At 70.8% G+C, this 19,583-nt stretch carries 24 protein-coding genes; 6 read left to right on the forward strand and 18 right to left on the reverse strand.

Features of this window, described 5'->3' with window-relative positions:
* The first annotated feature begins 138 nt into the window (after window positions 1-138).
* From tgmA to tgmC, 4 genes are all read left to right on the forward strand, one after another.
* Window positions 139-405, forward strand: coding sequence for a putative ATP-grasp-modified RiPP (tgmA, locus tag O7599_RS14850; RefSeq protein ID WP_281622637.1), 267 nt, complete (start codon window positions 139-141; stop codon window positions 403-405).
* 1 nt (window position 406) lies between these two features.
* A complete protein-coding gene (gene tgmB / locus O7599_RS14855) occupies window positions 407-1,372 on the forward strand; it encodes an ATP-grasp ribosomal peptide maturase (RefSeq protein ID WP_281622638.1) in 966 nt (321 codons plus the stop codon).
* 107 nt (window positions 1,373-1,479) lie between these two features.
* A complete protein-coding gene (locus O7599_RS14860; protein ID WP_281622639.1) occupies window positions 1,480-1,923 on the forward strand; it encodes an ATP-binding protein in 444 nt (147 codons plus the stop codon).
* A gap of 97 nt (window positions 1,924-2,020) precedes the next feature.
* The gene (tgmC, locus tag O7599_RS14865; protein ID WP_281622640.1) at window positions 2,021-3,184 is read left to right on the forward strand and encodes an ATP-grasp peptide maturase system methyltransferase; all 1,164 of its coding nucleotides are present in this window, start codon (window positions 2,021-2,023) and stop codon (window positions 3,182-3,184) included.
* Window positions 3,185-3,203: 19 nt separating this feature from the next.
* Here tgmC and O7599_RS14870 read toward each other — a convergent pair whose 3' ends face one another.
* Window positions 3,204-4,871 carry an ATP-binding cassette domain-containing protein gene (locus tag O7599_RS14870; RefSeq protein ID WP_281622641.1) on the reverse strand — a complete coding sequence of 556 codons (1,668 nt, stop codon included), beginning with the start codon at window positions 4,869-4,871 and terminating at the stop codon, window positions 3,204-3,206.
* A gap of 158 nt (window positions 4,872-5,029) precedes the next feature.
* On the opposite strand from O7599_RS14870, the gene O7599_RS14875 reads away from it, so the two are divergent.
* Window positions 5,030-5,896: a hypothetical protein gene (locus O7599_RS14875; protein WP_281622642.1), complete on the forward strand. Its 867-nt coding sequence runs from the start codon at window positions 5,030-5,032 to the stop codon at window positions 5,894-5,896.
* Between the two features lie 111 nt (window positions 5,897-6,007).
* The gene (locus tag O7599_RS14880) at window positions 6,008-6,970 is read left to right on the forward strand and encodes an NAD(P)-dependent oxidoreductase (RefSeq protein ID WP_281622643.1); all 963 of its coding nucleotides are present in this window, start codon (window positions 6,008-6,010) and stop codon (window positions 6,968-6,970) included.
* A gap of 4 nt (window positions 6,971-6,974) precedes the next feature.
* Here O7599_RS14880 and O7599_RS14885 read toward each other — a convergent pair whose 3' ends face one another.
* The 17 genes from O7599_RS14885 to rplF form a co-directional block, all read right to left on the reverse strand.
* Window positions 6,975-8,795: a glycoside hydrolase family 3 protein gene (locus tag O7599_RS14885; protein ID WP_281622644.1), complete on the reverse strand. Its 1,821-nt coding sequence runs from the start codon at window positions 8,793-8,795 to the stop codon at window positions 6,975-6,977.
* Window positions 8,796-9,040: 245 nt separating this feature from the next.
* Window positions 9,041-9,943, reverse strand: coding sequence for a tRNA pseudouridine(38-40) synthase TruA (gene truA / locus O7599_RS14890; protein WP_281622645.1), 903 nt, complete (start codon window positions 9,941-9,943; stop codon window positions 9,041-9,043).
* 84 nt (window positions 9,944-10,027) lie between these two features.
* Window positions 10,028-10,591 carry a 50S ribosomal protein L17 gene (rplQ, locus tag O7599_RS14895; RefSeq protein WP_281622646.1) on the reverse strand — a complete coding sequence of 188 codons (564 nt, stop codon included), beginning with the start codon at window positions 10,589-10,591 and terminating at the stop codon, window positions 10,028-10,030.
* 77 nt (window positions 10,592-10,668) lie between these two features.
* Window positions 10,669-11,691, reverse strand: a complete 1,023-nt coding sequence (locus O7599_RS14900; protein WP_018834822.1) for a DNA-directed RNA polymerase subunit alpha — start codon at window positions 11,689-11,691, stop codon at window positions 10,669-10,671.
* Window positions 11,692-11,809: 118 nt separating this feature from the next.
* Complete coding sequence (gene rpsD / locus O7599_RS14905; protein ID WP_281622647.1) at window positions 11,810-12,436, reverse strand: 30S ribosomal protein S4; 627 nt, start codon at window positions 12,434-12,436, stop codon at window positions 11,810-11,812.
* Between the two features lie 27 nt (window positions 12,437-12,463).
* Window positions 12,464-12,868 (reverse strand): 30S ribosomal protein S11, encoded by a 405-nt coding sequence (rpsK, locus tag O7599_RS14910; protein WP_018834824.1) that lies wholly within the window; start codon window positions 12,866-12,868, stop codon window positions 12,464-12,466.
* A gap of 69 nt (window positions 12,869-12,937) precedes the next feature.
* On the reverse strand, window positions 12,938-13,318 hold the full coding sequence (gene rpsM / locus O7599_RS14915) for a 30S ribosomal protein S13 (protein WP_018834825.1): 381 nt from the start codon (window positions 13,316-13,318) through the stop codon (window positions 12,938-12,940).
* A 196-nt stretch (window positions 13,319-13,514) separates the two neighbouring features.
* Window positions 13,515-13,628 (reverse strand): 50S ribosomal protein L36, encoded by a 114-nt coding sequence (gene rpmJ, locus O7599_RS14920; RefSeq protein WP_009740505.1) that lies wholly within the window; start codon window positions 13,626-13,628, stop codon window positions 13,515-13,517.
* Between the two features lie 58 nt (window positions 13,629-13,686).
* A complete protein-coding gene (gene infA, locus O7599_RS14925; protein ID WP_003948620.1) occupies window positions 13,687-13,908 on the reverse strand; it encodes a translation initiation factor IF-1 in 222 nt (73 codons plus the stop codon).
* Between the two features lie 178 nt (window positions 13,909-14,086).
* Window positions 14,087-14,923 carry a type I methionyl aminopeptidase gene (map, locus tag O7599_RS14930; protein WP_281622648.1) on the reverse strand — a complete coding sequence of 279 codons (837 nt, stop codon included), beginning with the start codon at window positions 14,921-14,923 and terminating at the stop codon, window positions 14,087-14,089.
* Between the two features lie 268 nt (window positions 14,924-15,191).
* Window positions 15,192-15,860: an adenylate kinase gene (locus O7599_RS14935; RefSeq protein WP_281622649.1), complete on the reverse strand. Its 669-nt coding sequence runs from the start codon at window positions 15,858-15,860 to the stop codon at window positions 15,192-15,194.
* The gene (secY, locus tag O7599_RS14940) at window positions 15,860-17,173 is read right to left on the reverse strand and encodes a preprotein translocase subunit SecY (RefSeq protein ID WP_281622650.1); all 1,314 of its coding nucleotides are present in this window, start codon (window positions 17,171-17,173) and stop codon (window positions 15,860-15,862) included. Before secY ends, O7599_RS14935 begins: the two co-directional genes overlap by 1 nt.
* A gap of 196 nt (window positions 17,174-17,369) precedes the next feature.
* Complete coding sequence (gene rplO, locus O7599_RS14945) at window positions 17,370-17,849, reverse strand: 50S ribosomal protein L15 (protein ID WP_281622651.1); 480 nt, start codon at window positions 17,847-17,849, stop codon at window positions 17,370-17,372.
* A 1-nt stretch (window position 17,850) separates the two neighbouring features.
* Window positions 17,851-18,033: a 50S ribosomal protein L30 gene (gene rpmD / locus O7599_RS14950; protein ID WP_281622652.1), complete on the reverse strand. Its 183-nt coding sequence runs from the start codon at window positions 18,031-18,033 to the stop codon at window positions 17,851-17,853.
* Window positions 18,033-18,635, reverse strand: a complete 603-nt coding sequence (gene rpsE, locus O7599_RS14955; protein WP_281622653.1) for a 30S ribosomal protein S5 — start codon at window positions 18,633-18,635, stop codon at window positions 18,033-18,035. Before rpsE ends, rpmD begins: the two co-directional genes overlap by 1 nt.
* A 13-nt stretch (window positions 18,636-18,648) precedes the next feature.
* Window positions 18,649-19,032, reverse strand: coding sequence for a 50S ribosomal protein L18 (gene rplR / locus O7599_RS14960; protein ID WP_281622654.1), 384 nt, complete (start codon window positions 19,030-19,032; stop codon window positions 18,649-18,651).
* 3 nt (window positions 19,033-19,035) lie between these two features.
* Window positions 19,036-19,575 (reverse strand): 50S ribosomal protein L6, encoded by a 540-nt coding sequence (rplF, locus tag O7599_RS14965; protein WP_281622655.1) that lies wholly within the window; start codon window positions 19,573-19,575, stop codon window positions 19,036-19,038.
* Window positions 19,576-19,583: the final 8 nt, after the last annotated feature.

Consider the following 19,583-nt stretch of genomic DNA (forward strand, 5'->3'; position numbering starts at 1 on the left):
CCCTTCATCGGCCCGTGCCCACGATAGCCGCTCGCCCGCTTACTGAACTTTCCACTCTGCGATTGCGACCTTACTCATTAAGCTAGTAAGCATTAGGTGAGGACGCGCGGCACCACCCGAACGACCCGAAGGAGGAACGTGCTCACTCCCGCAGCGGCACCCTGGGGCGTGCAGCGATTGGCGCTGTACCCGAACATCACGCAAGTGCCCTTCACCCGGACGGAGATCGATCCCGACACGCAGGCGACCCGCTACCTCGACGCGGACGGCAACCGCGTAGAGGCGGGCGGGCACGGCACTGGAACAACGACCGCCGACCCAACCGCGACGCAGTCCGACGGTGGTGGCCCCAACCCGCCCCCGCCCTCTGACCAAGACCTCACCGAAGACAGCGACTCGGACTGACATGGCTGATGCACCGGTTCTCGTCGTCACCGCGCTCGGTGACGTCACGGCGGATCTGGTGTTGGAAGAGCTGCACGGCCTGGGTGTCCCAGCCGTGCGGCTCGACCCCTCCGCCGACTTTCCGCACACTGCCCACATGAGCGCCCGGATCGAACGAGGCGCCTTCACCGGGGATGTCACCACCGCGACCCGGCACCTCGGCCTATCGGACGTCCGCTCTGTCTACTGGCGCCGCCCGACGCCCTTCAGCAACGCGCAGGAGGCGGCGACTCCCGAGCAGCGATTCGCGATCGAGCAGTCGAGGCGCGGCTACATGGGGATACTGCACACGCTTCCCAAGGTCCTGTACGTCAACCACCCCGCACGAAACCGCGACGCCGAGAACAAGGTGCTTCAACTCGCCACCGCAGCCCGCTTGGGGTTCACGGTCCCCGACACCTTGATCACGGACGTGCCAGTGGACGCCGCACAGTTCGCGGCCAAGCACGGAACAGTGATCTACAAGCCCGTGCACCGCGTACACCTCGCATGCGAGGACGGCCGGAACCGAACCATCTGGGTGCGCACTGTCCGGACGGACGAACTCGACGACTCGATTGCACGGTGCCCTCACCTCTTCCAAGCCTGTGTGCCGAAGGTCGCCGACGTCCGCCTCGCCATGGTCGGGGGTAAAGCCTTCGCGAGCCGCATCGACACCGAAGACGATCACCTCGACTGGCGCCGGGACCAAAGTCTGATCACCTGCTCGCCTATCTCTGTCCCCGACCCCGTTCGCGACGCCGCGCGTGCCTTCCTTCATACGTTCGGGCTCAGCTTCGGCGCCTTCGACTTCGCCATCGACGGTGACGGCCGATGGTGGTTCCTCGAATGCAACCCCAACGGGCAATGGGCGTTCGTCGACGGGGCCACAACCCGCGCCATCACGAGCGCACTCGCCGACACCCTCCAGAAGGGCCACCCCGCATGAGCCAGGATACCGCCGCCGAGCTGCGCCGCCGGGTGGATGGGTCGTCGGGTGATCGACACGGAGCATGGCGGTCCCAGCTCAGCTCCACCCGGAACGAGGTGAACACCATGACCACCTATGCACGCGGATTCACCCGGAGCGCCGTCTCGGTGGGCAAAGCGCGCGACTTCGTCGCGGCCCTTGTAGGGACGGCCGACCGCGCCGACGACATCCGCCTTTGCGTCTCCGAACTCGCAACGAATGCCTTGGTGCACGCCACCCCACGGGGACGCGAGTTCCGGGTACATGTCACCGTCGAAGACGGCGCCGTACGTATCGAGGTCCACGACGCCATCGACGCACCCCCGCATCTGTGCATCCTCGCGGACACCGACGACCACGGCCACGGCCTGCGACTGGTCGACGCCCTCGCCGATGACTGGGGCACCTCCGACCGCAACGGTATCGGCAAGCTCGTCTGGGCGCAGTTCAAACTCCCCACCGCCGCATCCCCGAACCCGGCAAGCCTCCAGCTGCACACCGAGCGAGAAAAGAACGCAGCATGTCACTGAATGCAACCCCCAACGGGCAATGGGCGTTCGTCGACGGAGCCACAACCCGCGCCATCACGAGCGCACTCGCCGACACCCTCCGGAAGGGCCACCTCGCATGACCCGGGAAACCGCCGCCGAGCTACGCCGCCGGCTCGTTGAACAGCTGGTCGCCGACGACGTACTGCACGACCCCGAGGTACGCCGCGCGGCGGAGACCGTCCCCCGCGAGGTGTTCCTCGGCAGGGCGATCTACAAGCCGAGCAGTCCCCCGGGCGTCACCGTCTGGACGCCCACCCGCCGCGACGACACTCCCGCCGACGAGTGGCTGCGCCTCACCTATCAGAATCGGACCTGGGTGACTCAGATCGACGGCGTACTCGCCGAGGACGCCGCCGGGCCCGTCACCGGAGGCAGCCCGACCTCGTCCTCGACCCTGCCCGGTGTCGTTCTGTGGATGATCGAGCAGGCCGGCGTCGTCCGCGGCAAGCGCGTGCTCATCATCGGCACGGGGACAGGACTCTCGACCGCCTACGTCTGCGAGGTTGCCGGCGAGCAGAACGTGACCTCGATCGAAACCGATACCGACGCGGCAGAGCGCGCTCGCAGGGCTCTCGGCGAGGCCGGTTACGCTCCGGCGCTCGTCACGGCCGACGGTCTGCGCGGCTGTCCCGACCGGGCCCCGTACGACGTCGTGATCGCGTTCTGCTCGATGCGGCACGTCCCGTACGGCCTGCTACGGCAGATCGCCCCCGGGGGCACGCTGCTCGTTACACTCTCCGGCTGGGGTGCCGCGCACGGACTCGTGCGCCTCACGGTCGAGGACGGCGGCACTGCGCGGGGCCGCTTCCTGCCCGGCTACACCTCGTTCATGATCGCCCGCCCTCACGACCACCCGCCGCACGGACCGTTCGAGCTGCTGCCCGGAGAGGAGCGCCCAAGCCGGATCGACCCCGCCCTGCTCGACGAGTGGACCGGCCGGTTCGTCGCACAGCTCGCCGCGCCCTCTGCGGAACGCCTCGGCGCAGGCGCCGAGCAGGTACTGCTCGACGTAGCCACCGGGTCGCAGGCACGAGCCGCCCGTGCAGCCCACGGCGGCGAGGGCTGGACAGTGATCCAGCGCGGACCGCTCGATCTCTGGAACAGCGTCGAGGACTCGGTCGCCACGTGGCGGAGTCACGGCTCGCCGTTCCTGTCCGAGTTCGGAATGACCATCACGCCCGACGCCCAAAGGGTCTGGCTCGGCGCGCCGAACGGGCCAAGCTGGGCGTTGCCCGTCTAGTACCACGGAGAACGGAGCGTCACCGCCGCCGCGCCACCCGGCCCTCGTCCCAGACCGCCTCCGGTGTCTCCCGGACCCGGCCGTCGGCGCCGAAGACCAGGAACCGGTCGAAGCTGCGCGCGAACCAGCGGTCGTGCGTCACCGCCAGCACCGTCCCCTCGTACGCCTCAAGGCCCTCCTGCAACGCCTCGGCGCTCTCCAGGTCCAGGTTGTCCGTCGGCTCGTCCAGCAACAGCGCCGTCGCCCCCTCCAGCTCCAGCAGCAGGATCTGGAAGCGCGCCTGCTGGCCGCCGGAGAGCCGGTCGAAGGGCTGTTCCGCCGCCCTGTCCAGCTCGTACCGGCGCAGGGCCGGCATCGCCGCGCCCTTGTCCTTCGCGTGGTCCTTCCACAGGATGTCCAGCAGCGTGCGGCCCCGCAGCTCCGGGTGCGCGTGCGTCTGCGCGAAGTGCCCCGGGACCACCCGGGCGCCCAGCTTCCACGCCCCGGTGTGGGCCACTGTCTCTCCCGCGGGGCCGCCGGCCAGCAGCCGCAGGAAGTGCGACTTCCCCGAGCCGTTCGAGCCGAGCACCGCCACCCGCTCGCCGTAGAAGACCTCCAGCGAGAACGGCTGCATCAGCCCGGTCAGCTCCAGCTCCGTGCACGTGATCGCCCGCACCCCGGTCCGCCCGCCGCGCAGCCGCATCCGGATGTCCTGCTCCCGCGGCGGCGCCATCGGCGGGCCCGCGTCCTCGAACTTCCGCAGCCGCGTCTGCGCGGCCCGGTAGCGCGAGGCCATGTCGGAGTTGAACGCGGCCTTCTGCTTGTACATGATGACCAGCCGCTTGAGCTTCGCGTGCTCCTCGTCCCAGCGCCGGCGCAGCTCCTCGAACCGCTCGAAGCGCTCCTTGCGCGCCTGGTGGTACGTGCCGAAGCCGCCCCCGTGCACCCACACGTCGCTGCCCGCGGCCCCCGGCTCCACGCTGACGATCTTCTCCGCGCTGCGCGCCAGCAGCTCCCGGTCGTGGCTGACGAACAGCACCGTCTTCGGCGTCTCGCGGAGCTGCTGCTCCAGCCACAACTTGCCCGGCACGTCCAGATAGTTGTCCGGCTCGTCGAGCAGCAGCACCTCGTCCGTACCGCGCAGCAGCGCCTCCAGGACCAGCCGCTTCTGCTCGCCGCCCGACAACGTCCGCACCTCGCGCCACTGGGCCCGCTCGTACGGCACCCCCAGGGCGGCCGTCGTGCACTTGTCCCACAGCGTCTCGGCCTCGTACCCGCGGGCCTCGGCCCAGTCGCTCAGCGCCTGCGCGTAGGCGAGCTGCGCGGCTTCGTCGTCCCTCTCCATGCTGTGCTCTTCCGGGGGAGCGGCCCCCCGGACCCCCATGACCAATTCAGCCTCGTCGACGGCCGCGGCGGCCGTCCTGATCCGCGGCTGGGCGACGGACACCAGCAGGTCACGCACCGTGCGCTCGTCCCGCACCGAGCCGACGAACTGCGGCATCACGCCCAGCCCGCCGCCGGTCGAGACGCCGCCGCCGTGCGGCTGCAGCTCGCCGGCGAGCAGCCGCAGCAGGGTCGTCTTCCCGGCACCGTTGGCACCCACCAGCGCCACGGCCGCGCCCTCGCCCACGCGGAACGAGACGTCGCCGAGCAGCGGCCGCCCGTCCGGCAGGTAGTACTCCAGGTGCGCGGCCTCCAGGTGTCCCATGCCCCCATCCTCGCGGCCCGCGACGGCCCGGCGAAACGGGTTTTCCGCGCCGCACCGGCCACGCCCGTCCCCGTACGTCCCGGGACGTCCTCCGCGGCGGCGGCCAACGCACCCACACCGCCGTCCGGGTGACGGCGGACCCGGTTAAGATGCCCGCCATGAGCTTCGGGCAGGGGGGCTACGGCGGCCCCGGGGGGCAGGGGCAGGGATCGGGCTTCGGTCCGCCGGGATCCGGCGGGCCCGCGCCCGACTGGGGCGCGCTCGCCGACTCCGCGGCGGCCGAGCGGCGCCGCAAGCGGCGGCTGCTGACCATCGTCGGCGGGGCGGTGGCCACGGTGCTGATAGCGGGCGCCGTGGCCGCGGCGGTCGTCACCACCTCGGGCGGCGACGAGGATCCGTCGAGCAGCGCGTCGGAGGACCGGATATCCGGCGCGCAGAGCGAGACCGGGAAGGGCGACCCGTCCTTCTCGTCGGTGGCCCCGCCGCCGGACCCCAAGGAGTTCATCGCCTCCGCGGACAAGGACACGGCGCCGCTGACCGTCGACAGCTTCTTCCCCAACGCGAAGATCACCGTCAGCGGTCACACGTACGAGCGCAGGGCCACGCACAACACCGACACGTGCACCTCCGGCGCCTCCACCAAGCTCGGCAAGGTCTTCACCGCCAACGGCTGCGACCGGCTGCTGCGCGCCACGTTCACCCGCGAGGGCACCGCCGTCACCGTCGGCGTCGCCGTCTTCGCCGACGAGGGCCCCGCCGCCCGCACCGCCGAGCAGGCGAACGGCAACCTGGAGTCCCTGCCCGGCAACGGCGTGCCCGAGTTCTGCCGCGCCACCGCCTGCCGGCTGACGAGCAACACCCTCGGCCGCTACGCCTACTTCACCATCGCCGGCTACGCCGACGGCAAGGCCGTCACCGCCGACGACGGCCCGACGAGCGAGGCCGTGCGGGACACCGGCGCGTACGTCTACCGCCGCATCATGGACCGCGGCCGGGAGCAGGCCCTGAAGTCGACCGAGCAGTAGTCCGGAGCAGGAGCCCCGAGCAGGAGCACCGCCCGCCTTTCGGGGGACGGACGTCCTCCGGACGGTCTAACCCGCGTGGTGCGCCGGGGCGCCCGGTGATGGCCTGAGGCCATGAAGATTCTGGTCACCGGCGCCACGGGCGCCATCGGCAGCCGCCTGATCCCCCTGCTCACGGCCGCCGGGCACACCGTCACCGGCACCACGACGAGCGAGGAGAAGACGGAGCAACTCCGCGCCGCGGGCGCGGAGCCGGTCGTGCTCGACGTGCTCGACGCGGCGGCCGTACGCGAAGCCGTGGCGAACGCCGCCCCCGAGGTGATCGTGAACGAGGCCACCGCCCTGTCCCGCCAGAAGGACGTGCGCGCACGCGACCTCCGCCGCATGGACGCCGGCTTCGCCGCCACCAACCGACTGCGCACAGAAGGCACCGACAACCTGCTCGCGGCCGCCGGCGAGGCCGGCACCCGGCGGTTCGTCGCGCAGAGCTTCGGCGGCTGGCCGTACGCGCGCCAGGGCGGCTGGATCAAGACCGAGGAGGACCCGCTCGACTCCTCCCCGCCCCCCGGCGCCGACGAGACCATCGCCGCCATCAAGCACCTGGAGGACGCGGTCACCACCGCCCCCGGCATCGAGGGCGTGGTGCTGCGCTACGGCGGCTTCTACGGCCCCGGCACGTCCATCTCCCCGGGCGGCGAGCAGGCGGAGATGGTACGCAAACGGCGGCTGCCGGTGGTGGGCAGCGGCGCGGGAGTCATGTCGCTGATCCACATCGACGACGCCGCGGAGGCGACGGCCGCGGCGGTGGAGCGGGGCGAGCCGGGCATCTACAACATCACGGACGACGACCCCGCGGCGCAGAAGGAGTGGGTGCCGGAGCTCGCGGCGGCGATGGGCGCGCGGCCGCCGCGACGGCTGCCGCTGTGGCTGGCGCGCGTCGCGGCGGGGCCGTTCGTGGCGGAGCTGATGACGCAGTGCAGGGGTGCGGCGAACGACAAGGCCAAGAGCGGGCTGGGGTGGCGGCCGGCGCACCCGACGTGGCGGGACGGGTTCCGGGAGATGTTCGCGGCGAGGTAGGGCCTCAGTACGGCCGGCGCCCGTACCCGTACCGGAACAGCGGCTCCGCCCCCGCCTCCCGCGACGTCGCCGCGTCCGCCGCCCGGCGCGGCCACGTGACGGGCAGCCGCCCGCTGAACCCCGCCCCGAACAGCGCGTCCGTGATCCCCCGCGCCTCCGTCCCCGGCAGCCACGCCGCCACGAAGGCGTCCGTCCGCGCCAGCGCCTCCCCCAGCACCACCGGCCGCCCGGAGTACAGCACGCCCACGCACGTCTCCGCGCGCCCGCACACGTCCGCGAGATCCGCCTCGTTCCGCTCCCCCAGCGCCAGCGTCCGGGAGTCGCCGAACCACTCCGCGTACGGATCCTCGCCGCCCACCCAGATCCCGACGTCGCCGCGCCCCTCGGTCGCCACCTCGATGCCCGTACCGGCCGTCGCCCGCCGCAGCGCCTGAAGGAACGTCGTCCCCTCCGTCGTCCGCCCCGTGCCGCCCTGCCAGCCGACCGACCAGCCGCCGAGCTGCCGCCCCAGGTCGTCGGCGCCGTTGCCGCCGACGACGATGCGGTACGAGCCGCGCCGCGGCAGCGGCAGCGCGCCGCCCTCGTTGCGGAGCAGCACCTGCGAGGCCCGTACCGCCCGCCGCGCCACGGCCCGGTGCCGAGGCGAGCCGACGCCGGCGGTCAGGGCGGGGTCGGTGAGGGGGTCGTCGAAGAGCCCGAGGCGCTGCTTGGCGTCCAGGATGCGGCGTACGGCGTCGTCCACGCGCCGCCGCGGGATGTCCCCGCGCTCGACGCCGCCGACGAGGGCACGGTGCACGGCGCGGTGCTCCCGGGAGACCATGACCATGTCGATCCCGGCGCCGACGGCGCGCGCGACCTGCGCCGCGAGGTCGCGGCCGGGGAGCTGCTGCACGGCGTCGTAGTCGCTGACGACGAAGCCGCCGAAGCCCAGCTCGCCCTTGAGCACGCCGGTGAGCAGCCGCCGGTCGCCGTGGGTCTTCGTACCGTGGACGCTGCTGTAACTGGCCATGACGGAGCCCACGCCGGCGGCGACCGCGTCGCGGTACGGGGCGAGGTGCACGCGGCGCAGCTCGGCCTCGGAGACCCGTACGTCGCCCTGGTCCAGCAGCCGGCCCTCGCCCGCGGCGCTGCCGTAGGCGGTGCCGCCGTCGCCGACGAAGTGCTTGGCGGTGGCGAGCACGGAGCGGGGGCCGAGCGCGGGCCCCTGGAACCCCCACACGGAGGCGGCGCCCAGCGCTCCCACGACGCCGGGATCCTCGGCGTATCCCTCGTACGTGCGCCCCCACCGCACGTCCTGCGGCACGCACACACAGGGCGTGAACGCCCACCGCACCCCGGCGCCGAGCGTCTCGTCCCGCGCGACGCGCTCGGCGCGGCGGACGAGGGCGGGGTCGCGGGTGGCGCCCATGCCGATGTGGTGCGGGAAGATCACGGACCCGGTGACGCCGCTCATGCCGTGCACGGCGTCGGCACCGTAGAGCAGCGGAATGCCGAGCCTGCTGCGCAGGGCGGCACGCTGATACCGCTCGACCATCCGGGCCCAGGCGGCGGCGTCGTTGCCGCCGCGCCGGGGTCCGCCGTCGTCGCCGGCGCTGAACATGGCGCCGATGCCGAGGCGGGCGAGGTCGCGGGGGTCGTCGAGGAAGGCGTTCTGCACCTGGATCATCTGCCCGGCCTTCTCGGCGAGGGTCATCCGGTGGAGACAGTCGCGGGCGGTGTCGCAGCGGGGGGCGCCGGGGCGGGGGTCGGGGGTGCGGGAGTCGGCGGTGGCGCAGGCGGCGAGGAGAAGGAGGAGGAGGGCGCAGAAGGCGGAAGTCAGACGCATGGCCCCACGTAACCCATGCCGGGGGCGCCCGGGGCCGAGCCACACGGCACGTGGCGGGGCAGGTCACCCACGAGGGGGCGGAGACCGGAGGTGGGGGCCCGGGGGCGGAGCCCTCGATACCCGCGCGGACGCGCGCGGCGGGTGGCCGGGGGCGAAGCCCTCGATACCCGCGCGCAAGCGCGCGGCCGGGGGCCCGGGGGCGAAGCCCCCGGTTTCGGGAAGGGGCGGGGTCGGGGACGGACCCCCTACCCCCCGCCCAGGGTGCGTACGCGGCGGGAGGCCCGGTTACGGTCCGCCAGCTCCGCCTCCGCCGGATAGCCCACCTCCTCCAGCGTCAGCCCGTGCGGACGCACGACCTGCACCGCCGAATCCCGTACCGCCGCCCCCAGCACCCGGCCCGCCCACTCCGGCTCCCGGTGCCCGTCGCCGACGAACAGCATCGCGCCGACCAGCGCCCGCACCATGTTGTGGCAGAAGGCGTCCGCCGTGACCGTCGCCTCCAGCACCCCGTCCGCCCGGCGCTCCCAGTGCAGCTCCAGCAGCCGCCTGATCGTCGTCGCCCCCTCCCGGCGCTTGCAGAACGCCGCGAAGTCGTGCTCGCCGAGCAGCCGCTCCGCCGCCGCGTTCATCGCGTCGACGTCGAGCGGCCGGTTGTGCCACAGCACGTGGCCGCGCAGCAGCGGGTCGACGCCGCCGGGATCGTCGCCGACGCGGTAGGCGTAGCGGCGCCAGATCGCCGAGAAGCGGGCGTTGAAGTGCGGCGGAGCGGCCGTCACCCGCCACACCCGGACGTCGTGCGGCAGCCGCCCCGCCAGCCGCCGCAGCAACTGCTCCCCCGCCGAGCCCTGCGCGCCCCGCGCCTCCCCCGACCCCCGCGCCCCCGCGCCCGCGCCCGCGCCCGCCCACACCTCCGCGGGCAGGTCGACGTGCGCCACCTGCCCCCGCGCGTGCACCCCCGCGTCCGTACGGCCCGCCACCGTCAGCTCGTACGGCGCAGGCGCCCGCAGGACGACCCGCAGCGCCGTCTCCAGCTCCTCCTGCACCGTCCGCTGCCCCTCGCGCTGCCGCGCCCAGCCGGAGAAGCCGCTCCCGTCGTACGACAGGTCCAGCCGCACCCGTACGAAACCGGCCGCCACCTCGTCACTCACTGCCCAGATCCTCCCAGCGCGACGGGCCCGCTCCCCCGGGAGGGAACGGGCCCGTCGTCATGCACGACATGCGCGAAACGCGCGTCAGGCGTCCTTCGCGTCCTTGGCGTCCTTGTCAGACTCCGCGGCCTGCGCCTCGGCGTCCTCAGCCTCGGCGCCCTCCGCGTCCTCGCCGGACTCGGCGGCCTCCGCGTCCTTCTTCAGACCCGCCGCCGCCTCGTCGCCCGCCGCGTCCTTCGCGGTGCGCTTCGTCGCCGCCTCGGCCTCGCCGACCGCCTCCTGCTGCACGGTCAGCGCCTCGACCAGCTCGATGACCGCCATCTTGGCGTTGTCGCCGCGACGGTTGCCGATCTTGGTGATCCGGGTGTAGCCGCCCGGGCGGTTCTCGTACCGCGGACCGATCTCGGTGAAGAGCGTGTGCACGACGCTCTTGTCCGAGATGAGCTGCATGACCTGCCGGCGGTTGTGAAGGTCGCCCTTCTTCGCCTTGGTCACCAGCCGCTCGGCGTACGGACGCAGCCTGCGGGCCTTGGCCTCGGTCGTCGTGATGCGACCGTGCTCGAAGAGAGCGGTGGCCAGGTTCCGCAGCATGGCGCGCTCGTGCGCCGCGCCGCCGCCCATTCGGGCGCCCTTGGTGGGCTTCGGCATGGTGTTTCTCCTTTACCGCACCGGCCGTGTCAGGTACCGGTGATCGGGGTCCGGGGGGCGTCGCGCCCCCCGGGACATCAGTACTGCTCGGTCTCGACGAAGCCCGCGTCGGCGTCGTCGTCGGCGCCGAAGGTGTCGGCGGCCGAGGTCGGGTCGAACCCGGGAGGGCTGTCCTTCAGGGCCAGGCCCATGCCGGCCAGCTTCGCCTTGACCTCGTCGATCGACTTGGCACCGAAGTTGCGGATGTCGAGGAGGTCCGCCTCGGAGCGGGCCACCAGCTCGCCCACCGAGTGGATGCCCTCGCGCTTCAGGCAGTTGTACGAGCGGACCGTGAGCTCCAGCTCCTCGATCGGCAGCGCCAGGTCCGCGGCCAGGGCGGCGTCCGTCGGGGACGGGCCCATGTCGATGCCCTCGGCGTCGATGTTCAGCTCGCGGGCCAGGCCGAAGAGCTCGACCAGGGTCTTGCCGGCGGAGGCCACCGCGTCGCGGGGACGCATGCACGGCTTGGACTCGATGTCGACGATCAGCTTGTCGAAGTCCGTGCGCTGCTCCACACGGGTCGCCTCGACCTTGTAGCTGACCTTGAGCACCGGCGAGTAGATCGAGTCGACCGGGATCCGGCCGATCTCCTGGCCGACCTGCTTGTTCTGCACGGCCGAGACGTAGCCGCGACCGCGCTCGACGGTCAGCTCCATCTCCAGCTTGCCCTTGCCGTTGAGCGTGGCCAGGACCAGGTCCGGGTTGTGCACCTCGACGCCGGCCGGCGGGGCGATGTCGGCGGCGGTCACCACGCCCGGGCCCTGCTTGCGCAGGTACATCACGACGGGCTCGTCGTGCTCGGAGGAGATGACGAGCTGCTTGATGTTGAGGATGAGGTCGGTGACGTCCTCCTTGACGCCCGGCACGGTCGTGAACTCGTGCAGAACGCCGTCGATCCGGATGTTCGTTACTGCTGCACCCGGGATCGAGGAGAGGAGCGTACGGCGGAGGGAGTTGCCGAGGGTGTAGCCGAAGCCGGGCTCCAGCGGCTCGATGACGAACCGGGAGCGGTACTCCTCGACGACCTCTTCGGTGAGCGAGGGACGCTGAGCGATCAGCATGTGGGTATTCCTTCAGTCGTGGGCGCCCGCTATTTGACGCCCGCTGTACCGACCAGGGTACGGGCGGCGCGACGCAAACGCGCCGTACCGCCCGTACCGGCGAGCACTGCCCGAAGAACTACTTCGAGTAGAGCTCGACGATGAGCTGCTCCTGCACCTGGGTGTCGATCACCTGGCGCTCGGGCAGGCTGTGCACGAGGATCCGCAGGTTCGACGGGATCGCCTCCAGCCACGCCGGGACGGTCCTGTCACCCGCCTCCGCCTGCGCCACCTGGAAGGGGGTCAGGTTCCGGGAGGACTCGCGGACCTCGACGATGTCGTTCGGCACGACGCGGGCCGACGGAATGTCGGTCTTGCGCCCGTTGACCGTGATGTGGCCGTGCCGGACGAGCTGGCGGGCGTGGTCGCGGGACTTGGCGAAGCCGGCCCGGTAGACCACGTTGTCCAGCCGTGTTTCGAGGATGCGCAGCAGGTTCTCGCCGGTCTTGCCGGTCTGCCGGTTGGCCTCGTTGTAGTAACCGCGGAACTGCTTCTCCAGCACCCCGTAGATGCGCGCGCACTTCTGCTTCTCGCGCTTCTGCAGCAGGTACTCGCTGTCCTTGGTGCGCCCGCGCCCGTGCTCACCCGGGGGGTAAGGACGGATCTCGATCGGGCACTTAGCGCTCTCGCACTTGGCTCCCTTGAGGAAGAGCTTCTGCTTCTCCCGACGGCAACGCTTGCAGTCGGCCCCGGTGTAACGCGCCATGTCTTGTCGTCTCCTACTTCGCTTTTCTCAGACCCGGCGGCGCTTCGGCGGGCGGCAGCCGTTGTGCGGGGTGGGTGTGACGTCCTGGATGGACCCGACCTCGAGGCCGGTGGCCTGGAGGGAGCGGATCGCGGTCTCGCGGCCGGAGCCGGGACCCTTCACGAAGACGTCGACCTTGCGCATGCCGTGCTCCTGGGCGCGGCGGGCGGCCGACTCGGCAGCCATCTGAGCGGCGAAGGGCGTCGACTTCCGCGAGCCCTTGAAGCCGACATGGCCGGCGGAGGCCCACGAGATCACGTTCCCGGACGGGTCGGTGATCGAGATGATCGTGTTGTTGAACGTGCTCTTGATGTGAGCGTGGCCATGGGCCACGTTCTTCTTTTCCTTGCGGCGGACCTTCTTGGCCCCTGCCGCTCGGCTCTTCGGAGGCATTCGGTGTTATCTCCCGTGGAGGTGGTCGGTCCTGCAGCGATGCGGGCGCACGGAGCGGACCGCTGCGGACTACTTCTTGCCCGGCTTCTTCTTGCCGGCGATGGCGCGACGCGGACCCTTGCGGGTGCGGGCGTTGGTCGAGGTGCGCTGGCCGTGGACGGGCAGCCCGCGGCGGTGCCGCAGGCCCTGGTAGCAGCCGATCTCGACCTTGCGCCGGATGTCCGCCTGGATCTCGCGGCGGAGGTCACCCTCGGTCCTGAGGTTGTTGTCCACGAACTCGCGGATCTTGACCAGCTCTTCCTCGGTCAGATCGCGGACGCGGGTGTCGGGGCTCACCCCGGTGGCGGCCAGCGTCTGCTGGGAGAGCGTCCGGCCGATGCCGAACACGTAGGTGAGGGCGACCTCCACGCGCTTCTCGCGCGGGATGTCGACACCTGCAACGCGTGCCATTCAAGGCTCCTGTGTCTCGTCGGAGGTCTTCCGCAGCACCGTTCCCGTATTTCGCTACGAGCCGGGTCCCCGGCCTCCGAGCCGGGGGTGTCGTCCCACACACGTTCGTGGGGGTCGGGTGGCTGCTTCTTCACTTGTTCGCTTGTTGCGTCGCGCGAGGAACTGCGAGCGGTGCGAGGCGATGGGTCGGCGTACGTCAGCCCTGGCGCTGCTTGTGGCGCAGGTTTTCGCAGATGACCATGACCCGGCCGTGACGGCGGATCACCTTGCACTTGTCGCAGATCTTCTTGACGCTCGGCTTGACCTTCATGTGTCTGGAGGTTCTCCGGGTCGGTGCCCCGCCCCACGGGAGCGGGACGAAGCAAGATCTACTTGTAGCGGTAGACGATCCGTCCGCGCGTCAGGTCGTACGGAGACAGCTCCACCACGACCCTGTCGTCGGGAAGGATACGGATGTAGTGCATCCGCATCTTGCCGCTGATGTGCGCGAGGACCTGGTGCCCGTTCTGGAGCTCCACCTTGAACATCGCGTTCGGCAGAGACTCGACGACGGTGCCCTCGATCTCGATGGCCCCTTGTTTTTTGGCCATGCTTGAGCGCTTCACCTTCCGGATTCGGCTACCTGGATGGTCCGAGGGCACACGAGTGCACGGGGACCGACGAGTCAGTCTACGCGACAGGCTCCGGAAAGGCGAAATCGCGAGTGTGCCCGCTCCGCAAGATCATTAAGCGTGTGGCCCACCGCACACGGAGCCGCGGGCCGGCGGCTCAGTCCAGCGGATCCGGGGCCGCCGTGACCCCGTACTGCGCGAGCTTCTCCCGGCCGCCGTCCGGGGCCGTCAGCACCAGCGGGCCGGCCTCCGTGAGGGCCACGGAGTGCTCCCAGTGGCTCGACCAGCTTCCGTCGTCCGTCTTGACCGTCCACTCGTCCGCCAGCACGTGCGTGCGCGGGGTGCCGAGGCTCACCATCGGCTCGATCGCGATGCAGAAGCCCGGGACGAGCTTGGGGCCGCGGCCGCGGCGCTTGTCGACGTAGTTCAGCAGGTGCGGGTCCATGTGCATCTGCGAGCCGATGCCGTGGCCCCCGTAGTCCTCGACGATGCCGTACTTGCCGGAGGCCGGCCGCGGCTGGCGGCGGATGTAGCCCTCGATGGCCGCCGAGACGTCCACGAGCCGGTTGCCCTTGCGCACGGCCGCGATGCCGGCCCACATGGACTCCTCGGTCACCCGGCTCAGCTCGTGCAGCTCCGCCGCGTGACCGGAGCCCACGAAGGCCGTGATGGCGGCGTCCGCGTGCCAGCCGTCGACGATGGCGCCGGCGTCGATGGAGATCACGTCGCCCTCGCGCAGCACGGTCTCGCGGTCCGGGATGCCGTGGACGACGACGTCGTTGACCGACGTGCAGATGTTGCCGGGGAAGCCCCCGTACCCCAGGAAGTTCGGCTTCGCGCCGTGGTCGGCGAGGACCTTGGCGGCTATCTCGTCGAGGTCCTTCGTGGTGGCCCCGGGGACGGCGGCGGCCGCGCACGCCTGGTGCATGGCCGCGACGACGAGGCCGGCGGCCCGCATCTTCGCGATCTGTTCCGGGGTCTTGATCTCCACCATGTGGGCTGCTGCCTCCTGGGCCGGCGAGGGACGTCTCCCCCGACAACGATACGGGTCCGCCGCGGCCCGCCGGGCGGGGGCCGGGGCGGCGGGCGGCACGCGCGGGGTGTGCAGGGATCGTGCACGGAGCGTGCAGCGGTCGTACGGACCCCCTGCGGCCACGGCGCCGCGGGCGGGTGCAGGGTCCGTACGGGCCGTGGAACGGCGTCAGCCGGCCCCCGCCGGGCGGGCGGGGCCGGCTGTCGCCGTTCGCGGCCGGGACGGCGGCTCAGGACCGGTCTGCGGGGACCTCGCCGGGCAGCGCCTGCATGGCCCGCCGGGTGACCTCGGCCACGGAGCCGAGCGCCGAGATCGTGGTCACCAGGCCCTGCGCCTTGAAGTAGTCGATGATCGGCTCGGTCTCCTCGTGGTAGACCTCCAGCCGGCGGCGGACGGTCTCCTCGTTGTCGTCGTCGCGCTGGTACAGCTCGCCGCCGCAGATGTCGCACACGCCCTCGCGCTCCGGCGGGGAGTACGCGACGTGGAAGACGTGGCTGCTGTCGTTGCGGCAGATCCGGCGGCCGGCGATGCGCTTGACGACCTCGTCCTCCGGGACCTCCAGGTCCAGCACGGCGTCCAGTTCGAGCCCGGCCTCCTTCAGCAGCCCGTCGAGGGACACCGCCTGCGCCACGTTCCGCGGGAAGCCGTCCAGCAGGAAGCCGCGCGCGGCGTCGGACTGCCCCATGCGGTCCCAGGCCATCCCCACGGTTACCTCGTCCGGCACCAGGTTGCCCGCCTCCATGTACGCCTTCGCCTGCCGGCCCAGCTCCGTGCCCTGGCTGATGTTGGCACGGAAGAGGTCCCCGGTGGAGACGTGCGGGATCGACAGGTTCTTGGCGAGCAGGGCGGCCTGCGTGCCCTTGCCCGCACCGGGGGGCCCGACGAGGACGATTCGCATCAGCGGAGGAACCCTTCGTAGTGATGCTGCTGCAGCTTGCTCTCGATCTGCTTCACGGTTTCCAGCCCGACACCCACGATGATGAGGATGCTCGTACCGCCGAAGGGGAAGTTCTGGTTCGCGTTGAACAGCACCAACGCCACTGTCGGTACCAGCGCGATAAGACCCAGATAGAGCGAGCCCGGCCAGGTGATCCTGTTGAGCACGTAGCTCAGGTACTCCGCCGTGGGACGGCCGGCCCGGATGCCCGGGATGAAGCCACCGTACTTCTTCATGTTGTCGGCGACCTCCTCGGGGTTGAACGTGATCGCCACGTAGAAGAACGCGAAGAACACGATCATGAGGAAGTACGTGATGATGTACACCGGGTGGTCACCGGTGACGAAGTTCTCCTCGACCCACTGCGCCCAGCCGGACGTGGAGCCGGTGAACTGCACGATCAGGGCCGGAATGTACAGCAGCGAGGACGCGAAGATGACCGGGATGACACCCGCCTGGTTCACCTTCAGCGGGATGTACGTCGAGGTGCCGCCGTAGGAGCGGCGCCCGATCATGCGCTTCGCGTACTGCACGGGGATCCGGCGCTGCGCCTGCTCGACGAAGACCACCAGGCCGACCATCGCCAGGCCGAGCGCGATGACGACGACGAACTCGCCCCAGCCGTCGATGATCTTGCCGGACTGCTTGATGTTCCACAGGGCGCCGGGGAAGCCGGCGGCGATCGAGATGAACATCAGCATCGACATGCCGTTGCCGATGCCGCGGTCGGTGATCAGCTCGCCGAGCCACATGACCATCGCGGTGCCGGCGGTCATGCAGATCACCATCGTGATGATGATGAAGATCGAGTCGTCGGGGATGATCTGGTCGTTGACCTGACACTGCGGGAAGAGCGAGCCGCTGCGCGCCGTGGCGACCAGGCCGGTGCCCTGCAGCACCGCGAGGGCCACGGTCAGGTAGCGCGTGTACTGTGTGATCTTCGCGGTGCCGGACTGGCCCTCCTTCTTCAGGGCCTCCAGCCGCGGGATCACCACCGTCAGCAACTGAAGAATGATGCTCGCCGTGATGTACGGCATGATCCCCAGCGCGAAGATGGTGATCTGCAGGAGGGCCCCACCGCTGAACATGTTGACCAGGCCGAACAGGCCCTGGTTGGCGTTGGCCTCGTCCATGCATTGCTGCACGGCCTGGTAGTCGGTTCCGGGGACGGGAACCTGCGCACCGAGCCGGTAGATCACGATGATGCCCAGCACGAACAGCAGCTTCTTGCGCAGGTCGGGTGTCTTGAACGCCCGGGCGAACGCGGTGAGCACGGTGCCTCCTGCGGCCCCCATGCTTCATCACGAGGGCTGACGGGTCATTTGTTCAGCGGATGGTCGGTAGACGTCCCACGCAGGCGTACGCCCGCGTGGGTAGGGACAGTGCACGCCACCTTACCGGGGGGTGCGGCTGCCGTGGAACGACCAACCGGGGATGCCCATGCGGGACATCCCCGGTCGCCCGTCACACTCAGACGCGCTCGGTGACGGAGCCGCCGGCAGCGGTGATCTTCTCGCGGGCGGAGCCGGAGACCTTGTCGACGGCCACCTGCAGCGCCACGGAGACGTCCCCGTTGCCCAGCACCTTCACGAGCTCGTTCTTGCGCACCGCGCCCTTGGCGACCAGGTCGGCCACCGTGACCTCGCCGCCCTCGGGGTACAGCTCGGCCAGCTTGTCCAGGTTCACCACCTGGTACACCTTGCGGGCGGGGTTCTTGAAGCCCTTGAGCTTCGGCAGCCGCATGTGCAGCGGCATCTGCCCGCCCTCGAAGCGCTCCGGCACCTGGTAGCGGGCCTTGGTGCCCTTGGTGCCACGGCCCGCGGTCTTGCCCTTGGACGCCTCGCCGCGACCCACGCGGGTCTTCGGCTTCTTGGCGCCCGGGGCCGGCCGCAGGTTGTGGATCTTCAGCGGCTTCTGCTCCGCCTCATCCTTGACGGCCTTGCCGGCCATGTCAGTCGACCTCCTCGACCGTCACCAGGTGGCGGACGGTGTGCACCATGCCGCGCACCTGAGGACTGTCCTCGCGGACCACGCTGTCGTGGAGCCGGCGCAGGCCGAGCGTACGCAGCGTGTCCCGGTGGTTCTGCTTGCTCCCGATGTAGGACTTGCTCTGGGTGATCTTGAGCTGTGCCATCAGGCGTTCACCCCTGCGCGGGCGCGCAGCATTGCGGCGGGCGCCACGTCCTCCAGCGGCAGGCCACGGCGGGCGGCGATCTCCTCGGGGCGCTGCAGGCCCTTCAGTGCGGCCGTCGTGGCGTGCACGATGTTGATCGGGTTGGACGAGCCGAGCGACTTGCTCAGCACGTCGTGGATGCCCGCGCACTCCAGCACGGCACGCACCGGGCCACCGGCGATCACACCGGTACCGGGCGACGCCGGCTTGAGCAGCACGACACCCGCGGCCTCCTCACCCTGGATCGGGTGCGGGATGGTGCCCTGGATCCGGGGGACCTTGAAGAAGTGCTTCTTGGCCTCCTCCACACCCTTGGCGATGGCGGCCGGCACCTCCTTGGCCTTCCCGTACCCGACACCCACGGTGCCGTCGCCGTCACCCACCACGACCAGCGCGGTGAAGCTGAAGCGACGACCACCCTTCACAACCTTGGCGACTCGGTTGATCGCGACAACGCGCTCAACATACGCGGTCTTCTCGGCGGCAGCGCCGCCGTCCCGGCCCTTCCGGTCCCGCCGCTCGCCGCCGCCGGCGCCGCCACCGCGGCGCTGGGGTCCAGCCATTGGACTTCCTCTCTCAGAACTTCAGCCCGGCATCGCGGGCGGCGTCGGCCAGGGCGGCAATGCGCCCGGCGTACTTGTTGCCACCGCGGTCGAACACCACGGCCTCGACTCCGGCGGCCTTCGCCCGCTCGGCGACAAGCGCGCCGACCTGCTTGGCCTGCGCGGTCTTGTCGACCTCGGTGCCGCGGATGGACGTGTCCATCGAGGAGGCCGAGGCCACCGTGTGGCCGGCGATGTCGTCGACGACCTGCGCGACCATGTGGCGGTTCGAGCGGGTCACGACCAGGCGCGGGCGGTCCGGTGTGCCGGAGACCTTCTTCCGCACCCGGATGTGCCGGCGCTTGACGGCGGCCGCCTTGCGGGCACTGCCCTTGGCGATCTTCACACCGTATGCCATGGCTTACTTACCCGCCTTTCCGACCTTGCGCTGGATGTACTCGCCCTCGTACTTGACGCCCTTGGCCTTGTACGGGTCGGGCTTGCGCAGCTTGCGGATCTTCGCGGCGACCTCGCCGACCTTCTGCTTGTCGATGCCCTCGACGCTGAAGCGCGTCGGGTTCTCGACCTTGAAGGTGATGCCCTCGGGGGCCTCGATGAGGATCGGGTGGCTGTAGCCCAGCGAGAACTCCAGGTTGGAGCCCTTCGCCTGGACGCGGTAGCCGACCCCGCTGATCTCCAGCTTCTTCACGTAGCCCTGGGTCACACCGGTGACCATGTTCGCCACCAGAGTGCGCGACAGACCGTGCAGCGCCCTGCTCTTGCGCTCGTCGTTCGGGCGGCTGACGACGATGGTGCCGTCGTCGCCGCGGGCGACGTCGATGGGCGCGACCACGGTGTGCGAGAGGGTGCCCTTGGGGCCCTTCACGTTGACCGTACGGCCATCGATGGTGACGTCCACGCCGGCGGGAACCTGGATGGGCAGCTTGCCGATACGCGACATGGCTTTAC

Source organism: Streptomyces sp. WMMC500 (assembly GCF_027497195.1).
Classification (GTDB): domain Bacteria; phylum Actinomycetota; class Actinomycetes; order Streptomycetales; family Streptomycetaceae; genus Streptomyces.